The 19,099-nt window shown below is 54.6% G+C and carries 16 protein-coding genes; 8 read left to right on the top strand and 8 right to left on the bottom strand.

Going from position 1 to position 19,099, the window contains the following annotated elements; genetic code table 11:
* Nucleotides 1-41 precede the first annotated feature (41 nt).
* Genes B3K89_RS10970 through B3K89_RS10955 form a run of 4 tightly spaced genes read left to right on the top strand, consistent with a single transcriptional unit; the run spans nt 42 to nt 2,625 of the window.
* Nucleotides 42-794 (top strand): Nif3-like dinuclear metal center hexameric protein, encoded by a 753-nt coding sequence (locus B3K89_RS10970; protein WP_293892888.1) that lies wholly within the window; start codon nt 42-44, stop codon nt 792-794.
* 13 nt (nt 795-807) lie between these two features.
* Nucleotides 808-1,326, top strand: coding sequence for a signal peptidase II (gene lspA, locus B3K89_RS10965; protein WP_293892885.1), 519 nt, complete (start codon nt 808-810; stop codon nt 1,324-1,326).
* Nucleotides 1,319-1,603 (top strand): leader peptide processing enzyme, encoded by a 285-nt coding sequence (locus tag B3K89_RS10960; protein ID WP_293892882.1) that lies wholly within the window; start codon nt 1,319-1,321, stop codon nt 1,601-1,603. Before lspA ends, B3K89_RS10960 begins: the two co-directional genes overlap by 8 nt.
* Nucleotides 1,604-1,608: 5 nt before the next feature.
* Nucleotides 1,609-2,625: a hypothetical protein gene (locus B3K89_RS10955; protein ID WP_293892879.1), complete on the top strand. Its 1,017-nt coding sequence runs from the start codon at nt 1,609-1,611 to the stop codon at nt 2,623-2,625.
* On the opposite strand, the gene B3K89_RS10950 is transcribed toward B3K89_RS10955, so the two are convergent.
* The 8 genes from B3K89_RS10950 to B3K89_RS10915 are packed head-to-tail and all read right to left on the bottom strand — an operon-like array spanning nt 2,618 to nt 13,684.
* The gene (locus B3K89_RS10950; RefSeq protein ID WP_345907402.1) at nt 2,618-3,433 is read right to left on the bottom strand and encodes an acyl-[acyl-carrier-protein] thioesterase; all 816 of its coding nucleotides are present in this window, start codon (nt 3,431-3,433) and stop codon (nt 2,618-2,620) included. The genes B3K89_RS10955 and B3K89_RS10950 overlap by 8 nt on opposite strands.
* On the bottom strand, nt 3,423-3,986 hold the full coding sequence (rsmD, locus tag B3K89_RS10945) for a 16S rRNA (guanine(966)-N(2))-methyltransferase RsmD (protein ID WP_293892873.1): 564 nt from the start codon (nt 3,984-3,986) through the stop codon (nt 3,423-3,425). Before rsmD ends, B3K89_RS10950 begins: the two co-directional genes overlap by 11 nt.
* 56 nt (nt 3,987-4,042) lie before the next feature.
* Complete coding sequence (gene recG, locus B3K89_RS10940; RefSeq protein WP_345907401.1) at nt 4,043-6,118, bottom strand: ATP-dependent DNA helicase RecG; 2,076 nt, start codon at nt 6,116-6,118, stop codon at nt 4,043-4,045.
* Between the two features lie 3 nt (nt 6,119-6,121).
* The gene (locus tag B3K89_RS10935; protein ID WP_293892867.1) at nt 6,122-6,778 is read right to left on the bottom strand and encodes a YggT family protein; all 657 of its coding nucleotides are present in this window, start codon (nt 6,776-6,778) and stop codon (nt 6,122-6,124) included.
* A gap of 39 nt (nt 6,779-6,817) precedes the next feature.
* Entirely contained in the window at nt 6,818-10,285 is a 3,468-nt protein-coding gene (gene dnaE / locus B3K89_RS10930) for a DNA polymerase III subunit alpha (RefSeq protein ID WP_293892864.1), read from the bottom strand.
* Nucleotides 10,286-10,303: 18 nt separating this feature from the next.
* Nucleotides 10,304-11,191 carry an FAD binding domain-containing protein gene (locus B3K89_RS10925; protein WP_345907400.1) on the bottom strand — a complete coding sequence of 296 codons (888 nt, stop codon included), beginning with the start codon at nt 11,189-11,191 and terminating at the stop codon, nt 10,304-10,306.
* Nucleotides 11,175-11,726 carry a 2Fe-2S iron-sulfur cluster-binding protein gene (locus B3K89_RS10920; RefSeq protein ID WP_244772355.1) on the bottom strand — a complete coding sequence of 184 codons (552 nt, stop codon included), beginning with the start codon at nt 11,724-11,726 and terminating at the stop codon, nt 11,175-11,177. The genes B3K89_RS10925 and B3K89_RS10920 overlap by 17 nt, the downstream gene beginning before the upstream one ends.
* Nucleotides 11,723-13,684, bottom strand: a complete 1,962-nt coding sequence (locus tag B3K89_RS10915; protein WP_293895486.1) for a molybdopterin cofactor-binding domain-containing protein — start codon at nt 13,682-13,684, stop codon at nt 11,723-11,725. The genes B3K89_RS10920 and B3K89_RS10915 overlap by 4 nt, the downstream gene beginning before the upstream one ends.
* Before the next feature lie 112 nt (nt 13,685-13,796).
* On the opposite strand from B3K89_RS10915, the gene ligA reads away from it, so the two are divergent.
* The 4 genes from ligA (at nt 13,797) to B3K89_RS10895 (ending at nt 18,958) form a co-directional block, all read left to right on the top strand.
* A complete protein-coding gene (ligA, locus tag B3K89_RS10910; RefSeq protein ID WP_345907399.1) occupies nt 13,797-15,887 on the top strand; it encodes an NAD-dependent DNA ligase LigA in 2,091 nt (696 codons plus the stop codon).
* Between the two features lie 64 nt (nt 15,888-15,951).
* Nucleotides 15,952-17,250, top strand: coding sequence for an aminotransferase class I/II-fold pyridoxal phosphate-dependent enzyme (locus B3K89_RS10905; RefSeq protein ID WP_345907398.1), 1,299 nt, complete (start codon nt 15,952-15,954; stop codon nt 17,248-17,250).
* Entirely contained in the window at nt 17,241-17,621 is a 381-nt protein-coding gene (locus tag B3K89_RS10900) for a winged helix-turn-helix domain-containing protein (RefSeq protein ID WP_345907397.1), read from the top strand. The genes B3K89_RS10905 and B3K89_RS10900 overlap by 10 nt, the downstream gene beginning before the upstream one ends.
* On the top strand, nt 17,618-18,958 hold the full coding sequence (locus B3K89_RS10895; protein WP_293890645.1) for an ATP-dependent 6-phosphofructokinase: 1,341 nt from the start codon (nt 17,618-17,620) through the stop codon (nt 18,956-18,958). The genes B3K89_RS10900 and B3K89_RS10895 overlap by 4 nt, the downstream gene beginning before the upstream one ends.
* Nucleotides 18,959-19,099: the final 141 nt, after the last annotated feature.

The raw sequence follows: 19,099 nt of genomic DNA, 5'->3' as shown, positions 1-19,099 counted from the left end.
AGGTGGTGGAACAAAAGGTGTCAACTCTCTATACTGAGGCTATGAAACGTAGTGAACTTGTCTCCTATCTTGATGCGTATTTGGAAGTTGCCTCCTTTGAGGGAATCGATCGGTCGCTTAATTCCTTGGTGGTGGGACCGTCGGAGCGCGAGGTGCATACCGTTGCCTTTGCCGTCGACGCCTGCCAAGCCACGTTCGAGAAGGCGATGGAAGAGCATGCCGACCTCTTGGTGGTGCACCACGGTCTGTTCTGGGGGAATCCGATTGCAGTATGCGGGCCGCACTATACCAGGTTGAAGACTCTCATCGAGGGGAATCTTGATTTGTATGCGGCCCACCTTCCGCTGGATGCCCACAGTGAGGTGGGAAACAATATCGTCATGGCGCACAAGCTCGGCCTTCAGGACATCCAGGGCTTTGGCCCCTATAAGGGAAGGCTGCTCGGGTTCAAGGGGACCCTTGGCGAGGGCCGCAGTGCGGATTGGATCGCCTCTCGTTTGGGATTCGAGAATCCCCTGATCCTGCCTTTCGGCAATGAGCTGATACACCAGGTGGGCATTGTCAGCGGAGGTGCGGGTTCGGATGTGCTTGCCGCCCTCTCTGACGGCCTTGACTGCTTTGTGACCGGTGAATTCGAGCATCAGCACTATCATGATGCAGCAGAAGGCGGGATTACGGTTATCGCAGGAGGGCACTATACGACCGAGACCTTCGGTCTTTTGGCGCTCATGCAGCATGTCCGCGATACCTTCGGCCTTACCGTTGTCTTTGTTGCCAACCCCACCGGGTTATAGTATAGTCAGCACTATGGGACAAAACAAACGACGCTATCAGCCCTTGTTGCTCACAGCTTGTATTATCCTTTTCGACCAGCTTTCCAAGGCTTGGATAGTGAGGCACGTTGCAGAGAACACCGTTGGGTTTCAATTCCTGGGTGACTTTTTGGCTATTGTCCACGTACGCAATACCGCCATTGCTTTCAGCATGGGCGACAGCCTGCCATTGGCCGTCAAGCTGTTGTTTTTCATCATTGTTCCGGTATTGTTGGTCATCGCCGTTTTGTTCGTCTATTTTTCCAAGCGTTTTGTACTCAGTTCATTCCACCGATGGGTGTTGGCCCTTTTTTTGGGCGGAGGCATCGGAAACCTGATCGACCGGATTTTCCGGAATTTCAGGGTGGTGGATTTCATCAGCGTCAAAGTCTATGGATTTCTGGGTTTTGAACGTTGGCCGACATGGAATATTGCTGATGCATCCTTGGTTGTCAGCGGTATCCTGCTTGCGGCAAGCATCATCTTGGAATCCAAGGAAGGAAAGCATGTCTAAGAAATCGAATACCCTCTGGTTTATGCTGGCTGCCACGGTGCTGAACATCCTGTTGATGATGGTTCTCTTCATTGTTTGCTTCGTCCTGATCACCCGCTTTGTCGATCCCAACAGCTCCCTGATCCCGATGTGGCTGGGCTTGACGTTTGTGGTGAGCATCGGAGGAAGCTTCTTTGTCTACTCAAAGATCATCAAGTGGATGAACAAGAAGTTCAATCTTGAGCAGAACCTCAGTCCGCTTTGGGGTCGTAGACCCAACAAGCGCAAGCAGGAGTAGGTCCGATGGCCCTCTGTCTCTCCACCTTTTCAAAAATCTCGTGGTATCCTTTCAGCGATGAACCGGTTATCCGCAGCCAGTGGTACATGAGCCGGCTCTGCGATCCCTTCTTCCTGTTTCCCGAGGAGAGTCCGGATGGGAAGTGGCATCTTTTTGGTCACACCTGGGTGGGCCTCGAGCATTTCATCAGTGAGAATGGGATCAGCTGGGAACCCAGGAAGATGATTGAGCTCAGGGGTCATTCCCCCTCGATATACTACGAGGATGGCATCTACTACCTGATTTATGAGAAGCACAATGCTTCATTGCCACCCATCCGAAAAGGAAGGTTCAGACGAAGGGAACAGGAGAAAATCACCTACAGCCGCTTTGAGATGCGCTCCTCGACCGACTTGATCCTGTTCAGCGAGCCGAAAATTCTTTTGGACAGCCGCACCGTTCCCTTTGCAAAGGATGGATTGAAGAAAAGCCGGATATCCCGTCCCCAAATCATCAAGACCGAACAGGGCTACCGGCTCTATTTCGGTGCCTCCCACCTGCTTCTCCCCGATACCAAGCAGAAGACCAGCAGACATTTCGCCATGGCCCTTTCAAGCAGCTTGGAAGGCCCCTATGCCTTGGCCAATGAGGGAGAGCCCCTGCTCTCCCCCTATGCCGACGACCCCTACCGGAACATGGCTGTGGGAAGCATCAAGGTGGTGAAGACCGACGATGGATATGTAGGCTTCGAGTGTGCGATGTACTGGGACAAGAAACGGGCCAAGACAACCAGCATGCTGTTGCAGTTGGAAAGCACCGACGGGCTTGCTTTCAAGCCTTCGTTCCGTGCCCCGGTGCTCGTCCCCCCCCAATCGGGTTGGGCGAGCCGCTATGTTGTCAGCTGTGATGTCCACTACAAGAGCGAGGAAGGCTGTTGGTACTGTTACTACAGTGCGAACTCCAAGAACGGCTTGTTTCCCGTTCGCGAGTCCATAGGTCTTTTGTTGGGCAAGGATCCCACCCTGCGCAAGGTCTTTATCTAAGGTCTTCCCTTCGTTTCCAGCCCGTGGTTCCAGACCACACCAAGGTGGTCGTTCCATCCTTCTCCTTGCGCATAATCGTATGCCGGAGTGTCGGTTCATCGCCGAACAGGGCGTCTTGCTCCAGGCCATAGGTGTACACGCACAAATCGTCCTCGAGATAGGTCTGCCTCAGGTATGAGACATCGACCGATGCGACCTTGCAGCGGTTGCGGAAAGCCGAAGGCAGGCTTTCAAGAGCCCAGTTGAGGTACGATATGTTGTTAACATGGAGGTTTCGGTCGGTATCGAGGTAGGCGATGGTCGGCTTGAAGCTGCACAGCAGCACCTGGTTCTCGTCATCCTGCTTTTTGGGAAGGGTCATGTCCAGAGTATGGTCGGCCGGTGGAAGCCCGATCCTCAGTGACATGTCCATGGGTCGCAACGGCCTGCCGCTGTCCATGTCGAGGATGGCCCAGTGGGTTTTGGCTGTAAAGAGGGCATTGCCCGCCTTGTCGAAGCCTTTGACGACACGGGGCAGGTGCAGCCTGATCGGCTCCTGGGCCCAGGTCTGGACCTCGATCACCTCGGGCCAACAGGTGTATCGCATGATTTCCATGCTGCTGCGGGTGATGACCCATGTCTTTCCTTCCTTGTGCAGATTGTTGATCGAACAACCGCGCATGGCTGCATGCATGCCGGCGGCTTCCTGGACGATCTGGAAATAGAAGGCCAATCGCGCTTCGGCGAAGCAGTCCGTCTCATAGCTGTAGGTGGTGAAAGAGCTGTGTGCAATGTTGTTTTCATCGATCGAGACAAGGTCAGATTTCATGCTGTTCTCCTGCATTCAGGGTATTCTTGTAGAAGCGGAGGGTGCTCCTGCCGTACTTGCGCTGGTCGTAACAGACCAGGTTTCCCACCTGCTCGGGCCACTGGCCCTTCTCCTCGGAGGGGTAATGGATGATGAACAGCCCTCCTTCGGAGAGCAGCTTCTGCTTGTCCACCGCTTGTGCGAGGCCGACCTTGCCTTGCATGGGGAAGGGTGGATCGGCATATACGATGTCATATTGGCGTTTTGCAGTAGGGATGAAGCGATGAACGTCGGCCATGAACAGGGTGATTTCACTCTCAACCATGCTGATGTTCTCAATGATCGTGGCTTTCTTGAGACGGTCCTTTTCAACCAAATGGACAGGAGCCGCCCCTCGGCTTGCCGCCTCGATGCCGACACAACCACTGCCGGTGAACAGGTCCAGCCAACTCTTTCCTTCCAGGTTTCCCAGGATGGAAAAAAGCGATTCCCGCATCATATCCATTGCAGGTCTTATGATTCCCGGGGGACAGGCGACTGTCCTTCCCCGATAGATTCCTCCGGTTATGCGCATGCTCTACACCTCACTTCGATGATAGTAACCTGAGCACACTTATGCAAGTTGCCGTTTCATGCCTCGCTGTGCTCTGCTTCAAAAGGTGGAGCCTCGGCCAAGACCGCCCTGATCGGTTCATGCTCGACAAGAAGCAGCCCCGGATCACGCTCCAATATGAGGTCGGCTTCGTTGCGGGCGATTTCGATGAGGGGAAGATCTTCGGTCAGTGAAGCGTAGATGAGTTTGAGGTATCCCGACTGCCTGGTGCCGGTAAGTTCGCCCGGGCCGCGGATGAGAAGGTCCTGTTCGGCGATGAAAAAGCCGTCATTGGACTCTTTCATCACCTTCAGACGCTGCTTCGCTTCATCGGTAAGCTCATTGCCGAAGACCAAAAAGCAATAGGACTGCAACACCGAGCGGCCGACGCGCCCTCGCAGCTGGTGCAAGGCCGACAGCCCGAAACGGTCGGCGTGTTCGATGACCATGCAGGTGGCGTTGGGAATGTCGATGCCGACTTCCACGACGCTGGTGGAGACAAGGTAGGAGAGTCTTCCCCCCTGATACTCTTTGAGGATGCGTACTTTCTCATCCTCGTCCAGCTTGCTGTGGATCAAGGCGGATGGTACGTCTGGATACTCGTTTTTCAAAAACTCATACATGTTTGTCACATCGCGCAGGTCGCTTTCTCCACTGTCATCGATGCGGGGGTAGACAAAGTAGGCTTGATGGCCGCGTTGGAACTCAACCCCCACCGCCTGGTACATGCGCTTGCGGCTCTGCTCGTTGACCAGATGGGTGATCACCGGTTTGCGGCCGGGGGGCATGGTTTTGAGGGTGGAGACGTTGAGGTTCCCGAATACAGTCAGCGAGAGCGTGCGGGGTATGGGGGTCGCCGTCATGAGCAGCAGGTCGGGGACCTGCGCCTTTTCCAAAAGGGCGAGGCGTTGTTCCACTCCAAAGCGGTGTTGTTCATCGATGATGACATACCTGAGGTTTTTAAAGGCGACTTCCGCAGAAAAGAGGGCGTGGGTGCCGATGACGATATCGACTTCCCCCTCTTTGATGGCTTCAAGCAGAAGCCTGCGTTCCTTGTTCTTGACCGAACCGGTCAGAAAAGCCAGCCTGATACCCAGATCCTGCAGCAGTGCAGCAGCTGATTCAGCGTGCTGTCGGGCCAAAAGCTCGGTAGGGGCCATGAAGGCCACCTGGGCTCCTTGGGAAAGGACATGCAGGGCGCTGATCCAAGCCACCAGGGTTTTGCCGCTGCCTACATCGCCTTGCAGCAAACGGTTCATGGGTATTTCACTGTCCAGATCTTCCCGTATTTCCTTCAGGCTGGTTATCTGGTCTGCTGTCAGGCTGAAGGGGAGGCCTTCAATGAACTTCAATTCGAGCTTGGTAGGAATGCTTGGTCCTGTTTTGGCACTGCGTTGCACAAGGCTCTTGTGCCTGCGTGCGACCAACTGCAGGTAGAAGAGTTCGGTGAGGGCAAGGGTCCTGCGGGCTTGCTGCAACACCTCGATCGAGGGAGGAAAGTGATAGGCCCTGATGGCCTGATCGGTGGTCATGAGGTGGTAACGGTCGCGCATCGAAGCCGTCAATTCATCTTCAAAGGTATCGACGCTTGCCAGAACCGCCTTGACATTCGCCCTGATCAAGCGCTGGCTCAGCGAGCCGCGTAGGGGATAGATGGGAAGAATACGGCCGAACTGTTTGGGGAAATCCCCATCCTCGGTAGCCGGATAGAGTTCAAACTGGGAACATTGCAGCTCGCCACGGTTGTCCTTGACGCTGCCGTAGAGGTAGTAGATTCGCCCGACCTTGATGGTCTTTTCCAGAAAGTTGCGGCCGAAGCACAACAGGCTGAGCCTGCCATCTCCCAGATTGGAAACATCACGGACGATGATCTTGAGCGTCCGATTCTTGCCAAAATAGGAGTGGGAGAGCACCTCGACCAACGTGTTGGCCATCTGTGAGTCTTGTACCAAGCCCAGTGGATGTACTTTGCTGCGGTCTTCCCAGGTGCGGGGGGAGAGCAGCAACAGGTCGCTGAAGGTGGCAATCCCCAGCTCGGCATAGCCTGCCTTGGCGGCAGGCCCGACTCCACTGAGTTCGGTGATACTGGTTTTCAGGCCGCGGACGTACGCCATGGGTCAGAATCCGAGTTTCGCGAAGAAGTCCACCATAAAACGCAGCAACAGGGAAGATCCGATATAGGCGGCGATGAAGAAAACGAGGCTGGTGATGACCAGCTGACGGTCATTGATGGCTTTCTTGGGGTAGAAGAGCCTCTGCACCCAGTTCAGCACCCCGCCGATGATGGAATCGAGCATGGAGATGTACCCGATGATCCCCGGGCTGCGCTTGTAGCAGAGAACGAGGCGTATGCCCAAGAGGATGATCAAAAACCAGAACACCGGACTGATCAGGTAGGACCAGAGCGTCTGCAGTACCAAGGCAAAGACCATGCCTACGGTAAGGCGCCCGTAGGATCCGTAGAGACGCAGCATGGACTGGACGACCGAGAGAACCGCAAGGGCAAGCAGCGGGGTCAGGTCCAGTCGGCTCCGCTTGAGGCCGCTGACTCCCCTGAACCACGCGAGGTACGGGTCGACGATTCTGCCCAAAAGGGCGGCAAGCGGATTTTCCTGAATCTGTCCCGGGATGCGGATCCACGTGAGAACAATCCTGAGCCAGATCAGCAGCGAATAGAAGGAGAGCAGGGAAGCAGCAATCGAGGCAATGGTCATGAAGACATTGGATGATGCCGCTATGATGGGAACTCCGCTGTCATAGTAGGTTTGGTTCATGTTGTTCCTCCAATCTTCAAGATACAGAACTTTTTTCCATTAGTCGAACCAAATATTCAGCACCGAGGGATTTTCCCTCAACGCCGGTTCAATCTCGTCGCAGTACCGGACGGAGAACTCACGGCCGCACTCGACGACCAGCGGCATGCTTTCCCCCTCTGTCCTGAAGTGGAGCAGGACGCTGCAGCTTCCTCCATAGGAGAGACAGGTGTCCCGCAGGTGTGAGATCTGCTCGGTGTTGCAAAACGACTTCTCCAACTCGATATGACAACGCGAGACGGCAATCGGAGATAGCTGGTTGGGGTCCTCGAAGATCTGTTCGATCAGATAGGAAATCTTATCGTTGCCTCTGGAGTTGTCGAACTTTCCGACAAACCCGTAGATGCCGTCGACGTGCAGAATGTCCCGGTACTGTTCAAAAATCTTGGGAAACAAGGTTGCATCGAAGGTTGCATTGCGGTCGGTGAGCTGCAAAAAGGCCATGATGCCCCCCTTCTGGGTGGTGAAGGGCCTGATCGAGCTGACCATCGCAATGATGTTGGTAGGCCGGTTGAAACCGATTGTTTCCAGATGGGCGGTGTTGGCCGTCACCCGCTCTCTGATTGCCTGGCTATAGGCATCCAAGGGATGTCCGGAGATGTAGAACCCCAACAGGTCTTTCTCCATTTCCAGTTTCTCGGGCAGCTTCCAGTCCTCGACCGCTTTCATGCTGAAGGTTTCCATTGAAGCCTCAGTCTCCTCGTCGAAGAGGGAAATCTGGCCGAAGGCAGTTGCTTCCTTGCGCTTTTGCACATAGAGGATGGTATCGGCAAGGTTTTCAAGCAATGTGGGACGGTTGGTTCCCATGGTGTCGAAAGCCCCTGCCTTGATCAGCGATTCCAACAGCTTGGTATTCATGGCTTTTGCGTCAAGCCGGGTCAAAAAGTCCAAAATGTCCTTGTAGGGGCCGTGTGCCTCCCGCTCCTGGACAAGCATTTCGACCACCCCCTCTCCAACGTTCTTGATGCCGGCAAGGCCGTAGACGATCTTGCCGTCCACAACGGAGAAGTGCTTGTCCGAGTAGTTGACCGACGGGGGAAGAATCTCAATGCCCTGGTCCTTTGCAATCTGCAGGTACTCGCTGAACTTGTCGGGGCTGCCCATCTCGTTGGTGAGGTTGGCCGCCCAGAACTCGGCGGGATAATTCGCCTTGAGGAAGGCTGTCTGGTAGGCAACGACCGAGTAGGCAACTGCATGGCTCTTGTTGAAGCCGTATCCTGCGAATGGCTCGAGCATCTCAAAGATTTCAGAGGCATGCTGTTCACTGCGCCCCAGCGCCTTCGCCCCGGCGATGAACTTCACCTTCTCTTTCTCCAGGGCTGCAACTTTCTTTTTGCCCATGATGCGTCTGAGAATGTCGGCACTGCCCAGCGAGTAGCCGGCAATAATCTGGGCTACCTTCATGACCTGTTCCTGATAGACAATGACTCCGTAAGTCGTCTTCAGCTCGTCTTCCAATTCAGGATCGGCGTAGGTGATGGGCTGACGACCCAGCTTGCAGTTGATGAATTGGGGGATATAGGCCATGGGACCGGGACGATAGAGGGCATTGAGGGCGACCAGGTCCTCGATGTTGGAGGGCTTTGCCTCCTTGAGGATGTTCTGCATGCCCTGGCTTTCAAACTGGAAGACTGCGGCGCTTTCGCCCCGGCAGAGCATCTCAAAGGTCTTGGGGTCTTGCTCATTGATTGCCGCACTGGTGAAGGTCGGGTCCTTTTTATGAATCAGGTCCTCGGTGTGCTTGATCAACGTCAGGGTCTTCAAGCCCAAAAAGTCCATTTTGACCAGACCGCACTCTTCGATGAGGTCCATGGTGTACTGGGTGGAGATGGCACCGGTTTTGGCATCACGATAGAGCGGTACATAGTTGACCAACCTTTCCTTGCCGATGACCACTCCGGCTGCATGGGTGGATGTGTGTCTGTTCAAGCCCTCCAGACGGCGTGCCGCATCGAAGAGTTCGGCGTAGATGCCGCCTTTCTGCTCAAGCTCCACCAGCTCCTTATTCTGTTCAAACGCCTTGGAAAGGGTCATTTTGGAATCATCGGGGATGAGTTTGCAGATATTGTTCGACTCATCAAAAGGGATATCCAGAACCCGGGCGACGTCCTTGACGACAGCCTTGGCTTTCAGGGTTCCGAAGGTGGCGATCTGGGCCACCCGTTCGGTCCCATAGTGCTCGGTTACATAGTTGATGACTTCCTGCCTCCGTTCGAAGCAAAAGTCGATGTCGAAGTCCGGCATGCTTACCCGTTCGGGGTTGAGGAAGCGTTCGAACAGGAGGTTGTACTTGATCGGGTCGACGTCGGTGATATCGATTGAGTAGGCGACCAAGGAGCCTGCACCGGAGCCACGCCCCGGGCCGACGGGAATGTCGTGCTGCTTGGCCCATTGGATGTAGTCCATGACGATGAGAAAGTACCCTTCGAACTTCATTTTGATGATGACATCCAACTCGTAGTCCAGCCGCTTTTTCAACTCATCGGTAACGTGCTTGTACCGCTTCTTCAATCCTTCATGGGAGAGATGGCGCAGGTAGCTTGCCGGTCCATCAAAGCCTTGGGGTACTTCGAAATCGGGCAGAAGAGGTCCGGGGAAGTGAATCTCAAGGTTGCAGCGTTCGGCGATTTTCCCTGTATTCTCCACCGCCTCGGGACACCAGCTGAACAGCGAGGCCATCTGCTGCTCGCTCTTCATGTAGAATTCCTGGTTGGGGAACCTCATGCGGTCGGGATCGTTTTTCTTGGAGTTGGTGCCCACACAGAGCAGCAGGTCATGGGCATTGGCATCATCCTTCTCGATATAGTGGATGTCGTTGGTGCAGACCAGCGGAATGCCGGTCTCCTCACTGAGCTGCTTGAGCAGGGGATTGGTGCGTTTCTGTTCGGGCAAGTTATGGTCCTGCATCTCCAGATAGTAGCGCCCGTCGTCGAAGACGGAGGCGAACCAAAGGGCGCGCTGCTTTGCTTTCTCGTATTGGTCATTGAGCAGGTGCTGCAGGATTTCTCCACCCAGGCATGCAGAGAGGCAGATGATCCCTTCGTTGTACTTTGCCAACAGTTCATCGTCGATGCGCGGCTTGAAGTAAAAACCCTGTGTATAGGAGAGTGAGTTGAGCTCCATCAGGTTGTGATACCCTTTCTCGTTCATTGCAAGCAGAATAAGGTGGTATTGGTTTGTTTTCCGGCCGCCTGGAGCAGGTCGCTCGGTATGCCCGCCGGGATTGCAATAGAACTCGCATCCGATGATGGCCTTGATGCCGGCATCCCTGGCGGCATAGTAAAAACGCAGGGCTCCGAACATGTTCCCATGGTCGGTGATGGCCAGGCTGGTCATGCCCAGGCTCTTCGCCTTCTCCATGTAGCGGCTGATGGGGGCGGCCCCGTCGAGAAGGGAGAAGTCGGTATGGTTGTGCAGATGGACAAACCTGCTCTGCTTTGTTGCAATTTCGGACTCAAGCTCAGACATGTAGAGTGCTCCACGTGCTCAGGATGAGAGTGTCTGGGCGTTGAGATCGTGCAGGAAGGACTCGAAAATCCTTCTTCCACGCTCAAGTTGCAGTTCACTGATTCCTGAGTGCATTTTGGTCAATTCGGATACCAGCTCATAGGAGAGCGTATTGACCCGTTCTGGATGAATCGGGAGGGTCAAACCCGACAACTTCGACTCAAGGTCCTTGCTTATATGGAAGGCCTTGTTGGGAAAGGTGATGCAGAACTGGACCTTTGAAAGAGCGTTCTGCGACCGGTTTGCCTGAAAGGCAACTATAACACATTCATCGGTATTGCGGATAGGGTCCTCAACGCAAACGAACTTCTGGTAATCACCGTATTCAAGGCCGATGCGGATGCGGGTGAGCAGGGCTTTCTGAGAACCAAGGAGGAGCTTGCCATCCTTGTCGTAGAGCTTTGCGATGGGGATCCAATGGGTGGAAACCTTTCCGCCTTGATAGTATTTGACTTCGGCCATGGCGTCCAGTACCGCCAAGGCTGTGGAGAGTGCGAGCCGGATGTCCGGTACGCACAGGCTTCCGCCGACGGTGATCTGGCGCCTCACGATTTGCGAAGCAAGGGTACGCAGAGTCTCCTGCAGCACAGGAGGCAGGACCAGTTTCCCTGCAAAGAGCAGCTGACTGGCGGTAACCATCGCCCCGATTTCGACGAATCGGTCGTTGCGGGTGATTTTCTTCAGCTCCTCCAGTGATCCGAGGTCGATGATGCCGTCCTTGATTTCGCTGGGATAGTACTCTTTTTGGCTCATCAGGTAACTGCCGCCCGCCCATATTACCGCTGATGGATAGCGGTAGGCGATGGTGGCGAACTCACTGAGGGTCTTGGGGGTATGGATGACAGGAGACCTAATTCCTTCGTACACGCTTGCGCCTCCTGTAGGTAAGGGCTATTTCCACAATCTGCAGCATCTCGGACATGTCCATGCATTGGCAGGTATTGAGGCTGAGCTCCTGGATGATGGCTTTCTTATCCAGCTTCTCCTCGCTCTGCTTCTCGTCTCGGAGCTGAGGACTGTTTCTGCCCAAGGCCTTCAGCCGCGTACTGTTGGTAAGCTCTTGGAGAATGGATTCGATGATCAAAGTCTTGGATGCATAGCAGTTGGGGCACGGGGTGTTGCCGGTGGATTGGTATGCCCGTTCGATATCCCGGTACTGACGCGTTTTCTGATAGCTTTCAAAGGTCTTGATGTTGGCTTCCCGCAATCTGAAGGCGGGAATGATGCAGCTGAGCTCCGCCTCATCGTTGATAAGAACGATGCAATTTCCGCATGCATTCCCCCTGCAGTGACTGATGATGGTCCTGTTTCCCACGTCCTCCATCAGGATCAGGGAAAGAGGCTTGTTTGAGTTCACCGAAAGGGAGAGAGCCTTGCCGTCGATGGTGCATTCTATTTTCATGATTTTCCCCGCATGGCTGCAAGCAAGGTTGCTCCGTCCACAGGGACCTTGGCCACCGGGGTTCCGAGGGCTTGTTCGAGGGCGGAGATGAAGGCTGCGGTTACCACCCCTTTGAGGGCGCTGGTAACCGAGGAGGATATCTGCTCCCCATCGCTTGTGATGGAGATGTCGATCTCAAAGCTGCTTCGGTGGGAGAGCAACGCTCCGGCTTCTCTGAGAGTGGAGACGATGGTATGGCGGATTTTGCTCTTGAGCACCTGCTCGTCGAATATTCGCGAAAGGGAGACTGAGACCCATACCGAACGAACCAAGGGCTGCAGAAGGACAGCATCGATTTCAAGCTCTAGGATGAGGGCTATCCAGCTGTTGCTGAAAAAGAGCGAACCTTTGGTTTCCGGTTGCTTGGGCGAGAGCACGCTTTCACAAATCGGCAGGGGCTGGACGAATCGCTTCTCCTTGATCTGGTTGCAGGCGCGAAGAACTTGTTGGGGCATGCGCCCGCTGTTGGCCGACAACACCGACGGCCCGCTGTCGAGCATCTCCTTTTGGTCTTCAATGAAGGAGATGTCGCTTTTGGAGACGCTCAACTCCTCGCTTATGATCTGCCGCCAGATTTCGGCACTTGACCCATTGTTGTAAAACGAGGTATTCACCTCAACCTTGTTGTTCGGCTTGAGGGTGATTTGGACTGATTGCTGGGGAAGCGAGCGGCACTCACTGGAAAACCCGCTGATCCCCGGGCCGCAGGCCAGGGCGGTTCCCCTGCTGTAGTTGAAGAAGGTGGAGAGTTTGACGCGCATCTGGCGCTGCATCTCATAGGCGGCATTCTTACGCTGGAAATCACAACGGGTGCTTAATTCGTTTATCAGGTCCTTGAGCTTGGTATACTTGTCGGTTCTGATGACCTGGGTGTGCCCGGTGTTCTCTGCGGTGAACTTGAGTCTCCATGAGAGGGGGTTGTAACCGGTAAGCTTTGCCAGTGAGCAGTAGTGGGCCTCGGTGCTGGAAAGGGCATCGGCGTACCCGAGGTCCCCGAAGAAGTGCGAAGGAGGAGTGTTGCCGGAGGAGAAGGTTATCGAGATGTTCAAGGCCTGCAGGGGGTAGAGAGGAACCAGGCCTGCGATGAGTTGATTGGCCATCTCGTCGCTGAACATCGGTTCGCACCCTTGATTGACCTGCACGTGTATGTCTTCCGCCTGGACCCGTCCATCGCTGTAATACCAGCTCTTGCGCTTGATGGAAAGGTCGGGTCTGAAGCTTTCAACCTTGCACATGAGATCGGTGGGGCAGTCGGCCTTTAAGCAGGCGATGGCGGCGATCGAGCAGAGGGCCGAAGGGGCGGTAAGCATCTCGTCATGGGGCGCGTAGAAGGGGAGGCGATGTACGACTATCCTGCGCTTGGGGATTGCGGTGGTATCACTGACAGTCTCCCGCACATGACTGGGCCATTGTGTGGGTGTATAGACGTGCAGGATATCACCTTCCATCTCCACGCTGATACGGGTGAGGGTGTTGCTTCGGTAGTTCGAGCCGCTGTAGCGGTAGGAGCGCTCCAGTACTGCAAGGCCGGCATCGCTGGTGATGCTCTCAAGCGACCCGAAATGGTAGGTGTACGGAGTCGACTCGATGACCGCTGTCGGGCTTTCCTGAGCCGTGGGCAGCTCGTAGGAGATGTTGATCTCCCTTGCCTTGAGCTGTACAGATTCGCTGTCGTAGCCGAACAGTGCCAGAATCGGCTGTTGATGGTAGCTTATGGTCGAAGAGGTGAGCAGCGGTGTGGCCGCGTCGAGGGTGCGGACCCTGTTCGTGCCGGGGATGTCCCTGGTGGTCACCAAGATGAAGTTTGCATCCAGTTCGGGGAGGGAAATTTCCTCGATCCGGCCGGCATCGACCGAGGCGGTGACGATCAGTCCATGAAGCGCCGTCACCTTGCTTGTCGATGGTTTTTTCTCTGCCATGCTCCCTCCCTCTCTCGCCTTAGAAAGATACCATGTACGAACCATCAAAGCAATGAGAGAAACCCGAACCACGGCTTGCAATGAGTGCTGAGAGAGCCGTACAATCAGAGCCATGAATGAACTTGAACAAGAAATCCATACCCTTTCCGAGCAGCTTGCCGCCTATCAGAAAGCCTACTATGTGGACAACCGTCCCTTGGTCAGTGATTTGGAGTACGACCGGCTTTTCGACCGTTTGGTTGCCTTGGAGGCAAAACATCCCCACCTAAAGCGTGTCGACTCTCCGACCCAGCGGGTGGGAAGCGACCTCGACTCGACCCTCGGCGAGGTTGAGCACACCATTCCGGTGCTCAGCCTGGATAAGGCGTACAGTGATGGGGAGCTGCTCGCCTGGATTGAGAAGACCGAGGCGAAAATCGGCGAGGATGTGGGGATTGTCATCGAGGAGAAAATCGACGGAATTTCGATTGTGCTCTATTATGAGGATGGACTGCTTGTCCGGGCGGTGACACGGGGCAACGGCATGGTGGGCAATGATGTGACGGCCAACGTCAAGACCATAGCATCCATACCGCTCAGACTTCCGACCGAAGCGAATCTGGCTGTCCGAGGAGAAATCTACCTTCCCAAGGCGAACTTTGCCACATTGAATGCGAGCTTGGAAGTTCCTTTTGCGAATCCCCGCAATCTTGCAGCGGGAACAATCCGAAGGATCAAGAGCAGCGAAGTGGCCAAGGTCCCTCTTCAGATTTTTGTCTACGAGGGGTTCTCCAAGGATGTGGTGCAGAGCGACCATCTGCAGATTCTCTCAACACTTGCTTCCTATGGATTCAGGCTCAATCCGAATCTTGGATACTTTGCCAAGGATGGCGTGCAGGCAAGGCAGGCTCTTGAGGCTGCCGGACTTTCCGGCTTCGGTGGAAGTTTCTCCGACCTTGCTTCCTATATCCAGGAGCATACCCTAAAGCGATCCTCCCTGGACTACGAGATCGACGGCTTGGTTGCCAAGGTGAACTCGGTGTCGGCAAGGGAGATGCTGGGCTACACCGGCCATCACCCACGATGGGCATTGGCCTATAAGTTCGAGTCCCCCCAGGCGCAGACCGTCCTTCAGTCCATCGATGTGCAGGTGGGGCGAACGGGAAGGGTCACCCCGGTCGCCCGGGTGACGCCGGTACAGGTGGCTGGTTCGACGATCAGCAATATCACCTTGCACAACCAGGACTACATCAACATGCTTGAGTTGGGAATCGGAGATACGGTGGAGATATCCCGACGGGGGGATGTGATTCCGGCTGTAGAGCGGGTCATTGAAAAGAACGAAGCGTCTGAAGGCCTCTATACCATGCCTTCCCGCTGTCCGGTCTGCAATAGCACGCTTACAATACGAGGTGCCCATACCTTCTGCCCCAACAACGAGTGTCCTGCCCAGGTACGGGGTCGCATTGAGTTCTTCATCGGCAAGGAGGGGATGGATATCGAAAACTTCGGTCCTGAGACTGCTTCCGTCCTGATAGAGTCGGGCTACCTGAAGGACGTGGATGATATCTATCGGATCGATTATCGCAAGGCTCTCTCCAATCAAGCGGGATTCGGTGAAAAGAAAATCCGCTTGATCGAGCAGGGCGTCCAAAAGAGCAAGGCTCAGCCGTTTTGCAGGGTCCTGGTTGCCCTCGGTATTCCCGAGTTGGGGAAAAAGAGTGCTGAGATACTGCTTGCAAGCGGTATAACCAGCATGGAGGCCTTGCTCGATATTGCCAAGCGCAAGGACATCGAGCGGCTTACTTCGATCAAGCAGATCGGAGAGAAAAGTGCGGCTCTCTACATCGAAGCCCTCTCTGATCCTCTCATGCAGCAGAGGATTGCACGCCTTGCGTCCCTGGGCCTCAGTATGGAAGAGAAAGAGGACCGGATGCAAAAGCTCGATGACAGCTTCAGCGGCCAAGTCTGGTGTGTAACCGGCTCCTTTGAGCATTTCAACCCCCGATCGCTCGCCATGGATGAAGTGATCAAGCGAGGGGGGAGGACGGTCGGTACGGTCACCGGCAAGACCACCCACCTGCTGGCCGGATCAGGAGGAGGAAGCAAGCTTGAGGCTGCGCGTTCTCTGGGGGTGACGGTTGTTGATGAGCAAACGTTTCTCAATATGTTGAAGACAAAACCGGAGAATACGGAGGATATGCAGGGAGAATTCGATTTTTAGCCGGGTATTAATGACATTTTTTGGGAAACCGTATATACAGTAATGCATAACTGGAGGACATGTTATGCACGCACTAGCCACTGAACTGAATGAGACTTTGCAAAACACCATCGTGGATGCACTGCTCTCCGACGTCGGGCAAAGGATGTTTTTCCCTAAGGGAATCGTCGCCCAAAGCGCCGAAGCCGGCCAGAAAGCAACTCGTTTCAATGCCACGATCGGAATGGCCACCTCACAAGGCCAGCCTATGTATCTGTCGGATATTTACAACAAGTTTGCCGAGAACTCCTTCAAGCCCTCCGAACTCTTCTCGTACGCCCCCGGTGGAGGGGACCAGCAGCTCAGGACACTTTGGAAAGCCCAGATGCTTGTGAAGAACCCTTCGCTTGCGGGCAAGTCCATCTCGCTGCCCATCGTTACCTCAGGCCTCACCCATGGACTGAGCGTGCTCGCCCAGCTGTTCGCCCAAGAAGGTGATACGCTGGTCATTCCCGATCTGGCATGGGACAACTATGAGTTGATCTTCGGCCATCAGGTCAATGCTGGTATTGTTACCTTCCCTCTCTACACGGATGCGGGACGGTTCAATGTCGAAGGGATGAAACAGGCACTGCTGTCGATTGCAGACAGGAAAGCCCGCCTGCTTCTCAACTTCCCCAACAACCCTACCGGCTATACTCCCAGCAAGGCCGAGATGGCAGCCATCGCTGCTGCCTTGATCGAGCTTGCAGAGAGTGGAATGAAGCTGATGGTCATCAGTGACGACGCCTACTATGGCCTTTTCTTCGAGGAAGAGACCGCCACTGAGAGCCTGTTTGCCTACCTATGCAACGCCCACTCCAACATTTTCGCCGTCAAATGCGATGCTGCAACCAAAGAAGACATGGTATGGGGGTTCCGTATCGGATTCATCACCTATGGCGGCAAGGATTTGACCGAGGCTCACTTTGACGCGCTGAACAAGAAGACGTTGGGCATCATCCGCAGCACGGTCTCCAACTGTGACAAGCCCGGGCAGAGTCTGCTGGCCAAGGCGATGAAGGACGGCCCTCGCTACGAGGCGGACAAGCTTGCTGCAAAGACGGAGATGGAAAAGCGCTACCGGATCCTCAAGGAAGCGCTCAAGAAACATGAGGGGAATCCTCTTCTGACACCCTATCCCTTCAATAGCGGGTACTTCATGGCCTTCAAGACCAAAGGAAGTGCCGAGGCTCTACGTCGTTACTTACTGGACAAGTATCAGGTTGGATGCATCAATATTGCCGATGTAACGTTCAGACTTGCCTATTGTTCGGTGGAATGTGATAAGATTGCTGAACTGGTGGACTTGGTCTATCAGGCGGCAGGAGAAGCATGGAACTAAAGACAAAGCTCTACCTCGTCGACGAGGAAGGCAATAAATTCATGGGAATCGGGGTGCTCTGGCTGCTTGATCAGGTGGCGGTGCACAACTCATTGCGCAAGGCCGCCTCGGCCTTGGGCATCTCCTATTCGAAGGCGTTTTCCATGGTGCAGAACCTGGAAAAAAGCCTGGGAGTTGCTGTTCTGAATCGAAGAAAGGGTGGATCGAGTCGTGAGGGTGCAACCCTCACTGCCTTTGCGGTATCCTTTCTTGACTTGTACCGCAATTTTGAGAAACAGGCCAAGAAAGATTTGAACGAGCCATTCGAACGCTTCAGGCAGGACCTGGCGGTCCTGCTTGAAGCTCAAGATGCATCTGGAGGTGAAGTGTGACAACAAAGAAATTGGATTTTAACATTCCGGTACTCGGCGAGGCGAAAATCTCGAGCCCGATCATGATGAGCACCACCCAGAACGATGGGCAGGCCGATTATGTCAGCGACGACGATCACATCCTGTTCGGTATCGACACCGACATCGATGAGAACGGTCATCCTGTGCCGCGTCATGAAGAGACGGTGGAGGTTGCAGGCCCGAGGGCGAAAATATACTTCAATCCAGCCCATGTTCATGCTGCCATTGTCACCTGCGGAGGCATCTGTCCGGGTTTGAACAACGTAATACGTGCGGTTGTCCGCTGTTTCTGGTACCGCTATGGGGTGCGCAGGATCAGCGGGGTGCAGTTCGGCTACCAAGGGTTGCTTGAGAACAGCCCCTGGCCGCTTATCACCCTCGATCCCGATGTCGTTGATGATATTCAGGAGAAGGGTGGTACCATCCTCGGTTCGGCACGCGGCGGCGGCAAGCAGGTCGAAGAAATTGTCGACTCCTTGGAGAAGCTGAATATCAATATTCTGGTCACCGTCGGAGGTGATGGTACCTTGCGGGGTGCCTACGACATCTACGAAGAGGTGAAGAAACGCGGTCTGAAGATTTCCATCATCGGCATCCCCAAGACCATCGACAATGATCTTTCCTTGATCCAGAGCTCCTTTGGTGTCGATACTGCGGTTCAGATGGCGGTTCCAGTCGTTCGAAGCGCCCATGTCGAGGCCAAGAACTCCATTCACGGCATCGGCCTCGTGAAGGTCATGGGTCGTGAATCGGGCTTCATCGCCGCCCAGACGGCTTTGGCCCAAAGCGATGTGAACTTCTGCCTCATTCCTGAGAATCCGTTCGACCTCGACGGCCCCAACGGCTTGCTGGAACACCTGAGGCGGAGGATACTCGACCGCGGTCATGCTGTTGTGCTGGTCAGCGAAGGAGCCGGACAGGAGTTGATGCCCCCCAGCAAAGAGCTTGATGCTTCAGGCAATGTGAAGTTCCAAGACATCGGGATTTTCCTCAAGGACCGAATCAATGAGTTCTTCAAGCGCGAGGGGATTGAGATGAATGTGAAATACATCGATCCGTCCTACATCATTCGCAGCGCTCCGGCAGACTCCTACGACTCCATCTATTGCGCCCGACTCGGGGCGCATGCCGTCCATGCGGCAATGTCGGGCAAGACGCAGGCGCTCATCGGGCTCTTGCACAACCGGTTCGTGCATCTGCCGATCAAGGTGGCGGTTTCGAGTCGCAATCATGTCGATCTGGAAGGATCGCTCTGGAGGGATGTACTGGAAAATACCCGCCAGCCATTATCGATGAAGAATTTCAAGTTTGACTGAAGACCAAAAGGGGGAGGCGACTCCCCCTTTCTTCGACCAGGCATGTGAAGGATTTTCCCAATCATGCAATAATTTTTAGAATTATGGCTTTAGGCTGTAGTAACTTATGGCATAGTAATTAAAAAGAAAAGCAATTTTTTA

The organism is Sphaerochaeta sp. UBA5849 (assembly GCA_002432715.1).
In the GTDB taxonomy this organism is placed as follows: Bacteria; Spirochaetota; Spirochaetia; order Sphaerochaetales; family Sphaerochaetaceae; genus Sphaerochaeta.
The sequence above is the reverse complement of the archived record's forward strand: the minus strand, read 5'-3'. Positions and strand labels throughout refer to the sequence as shown.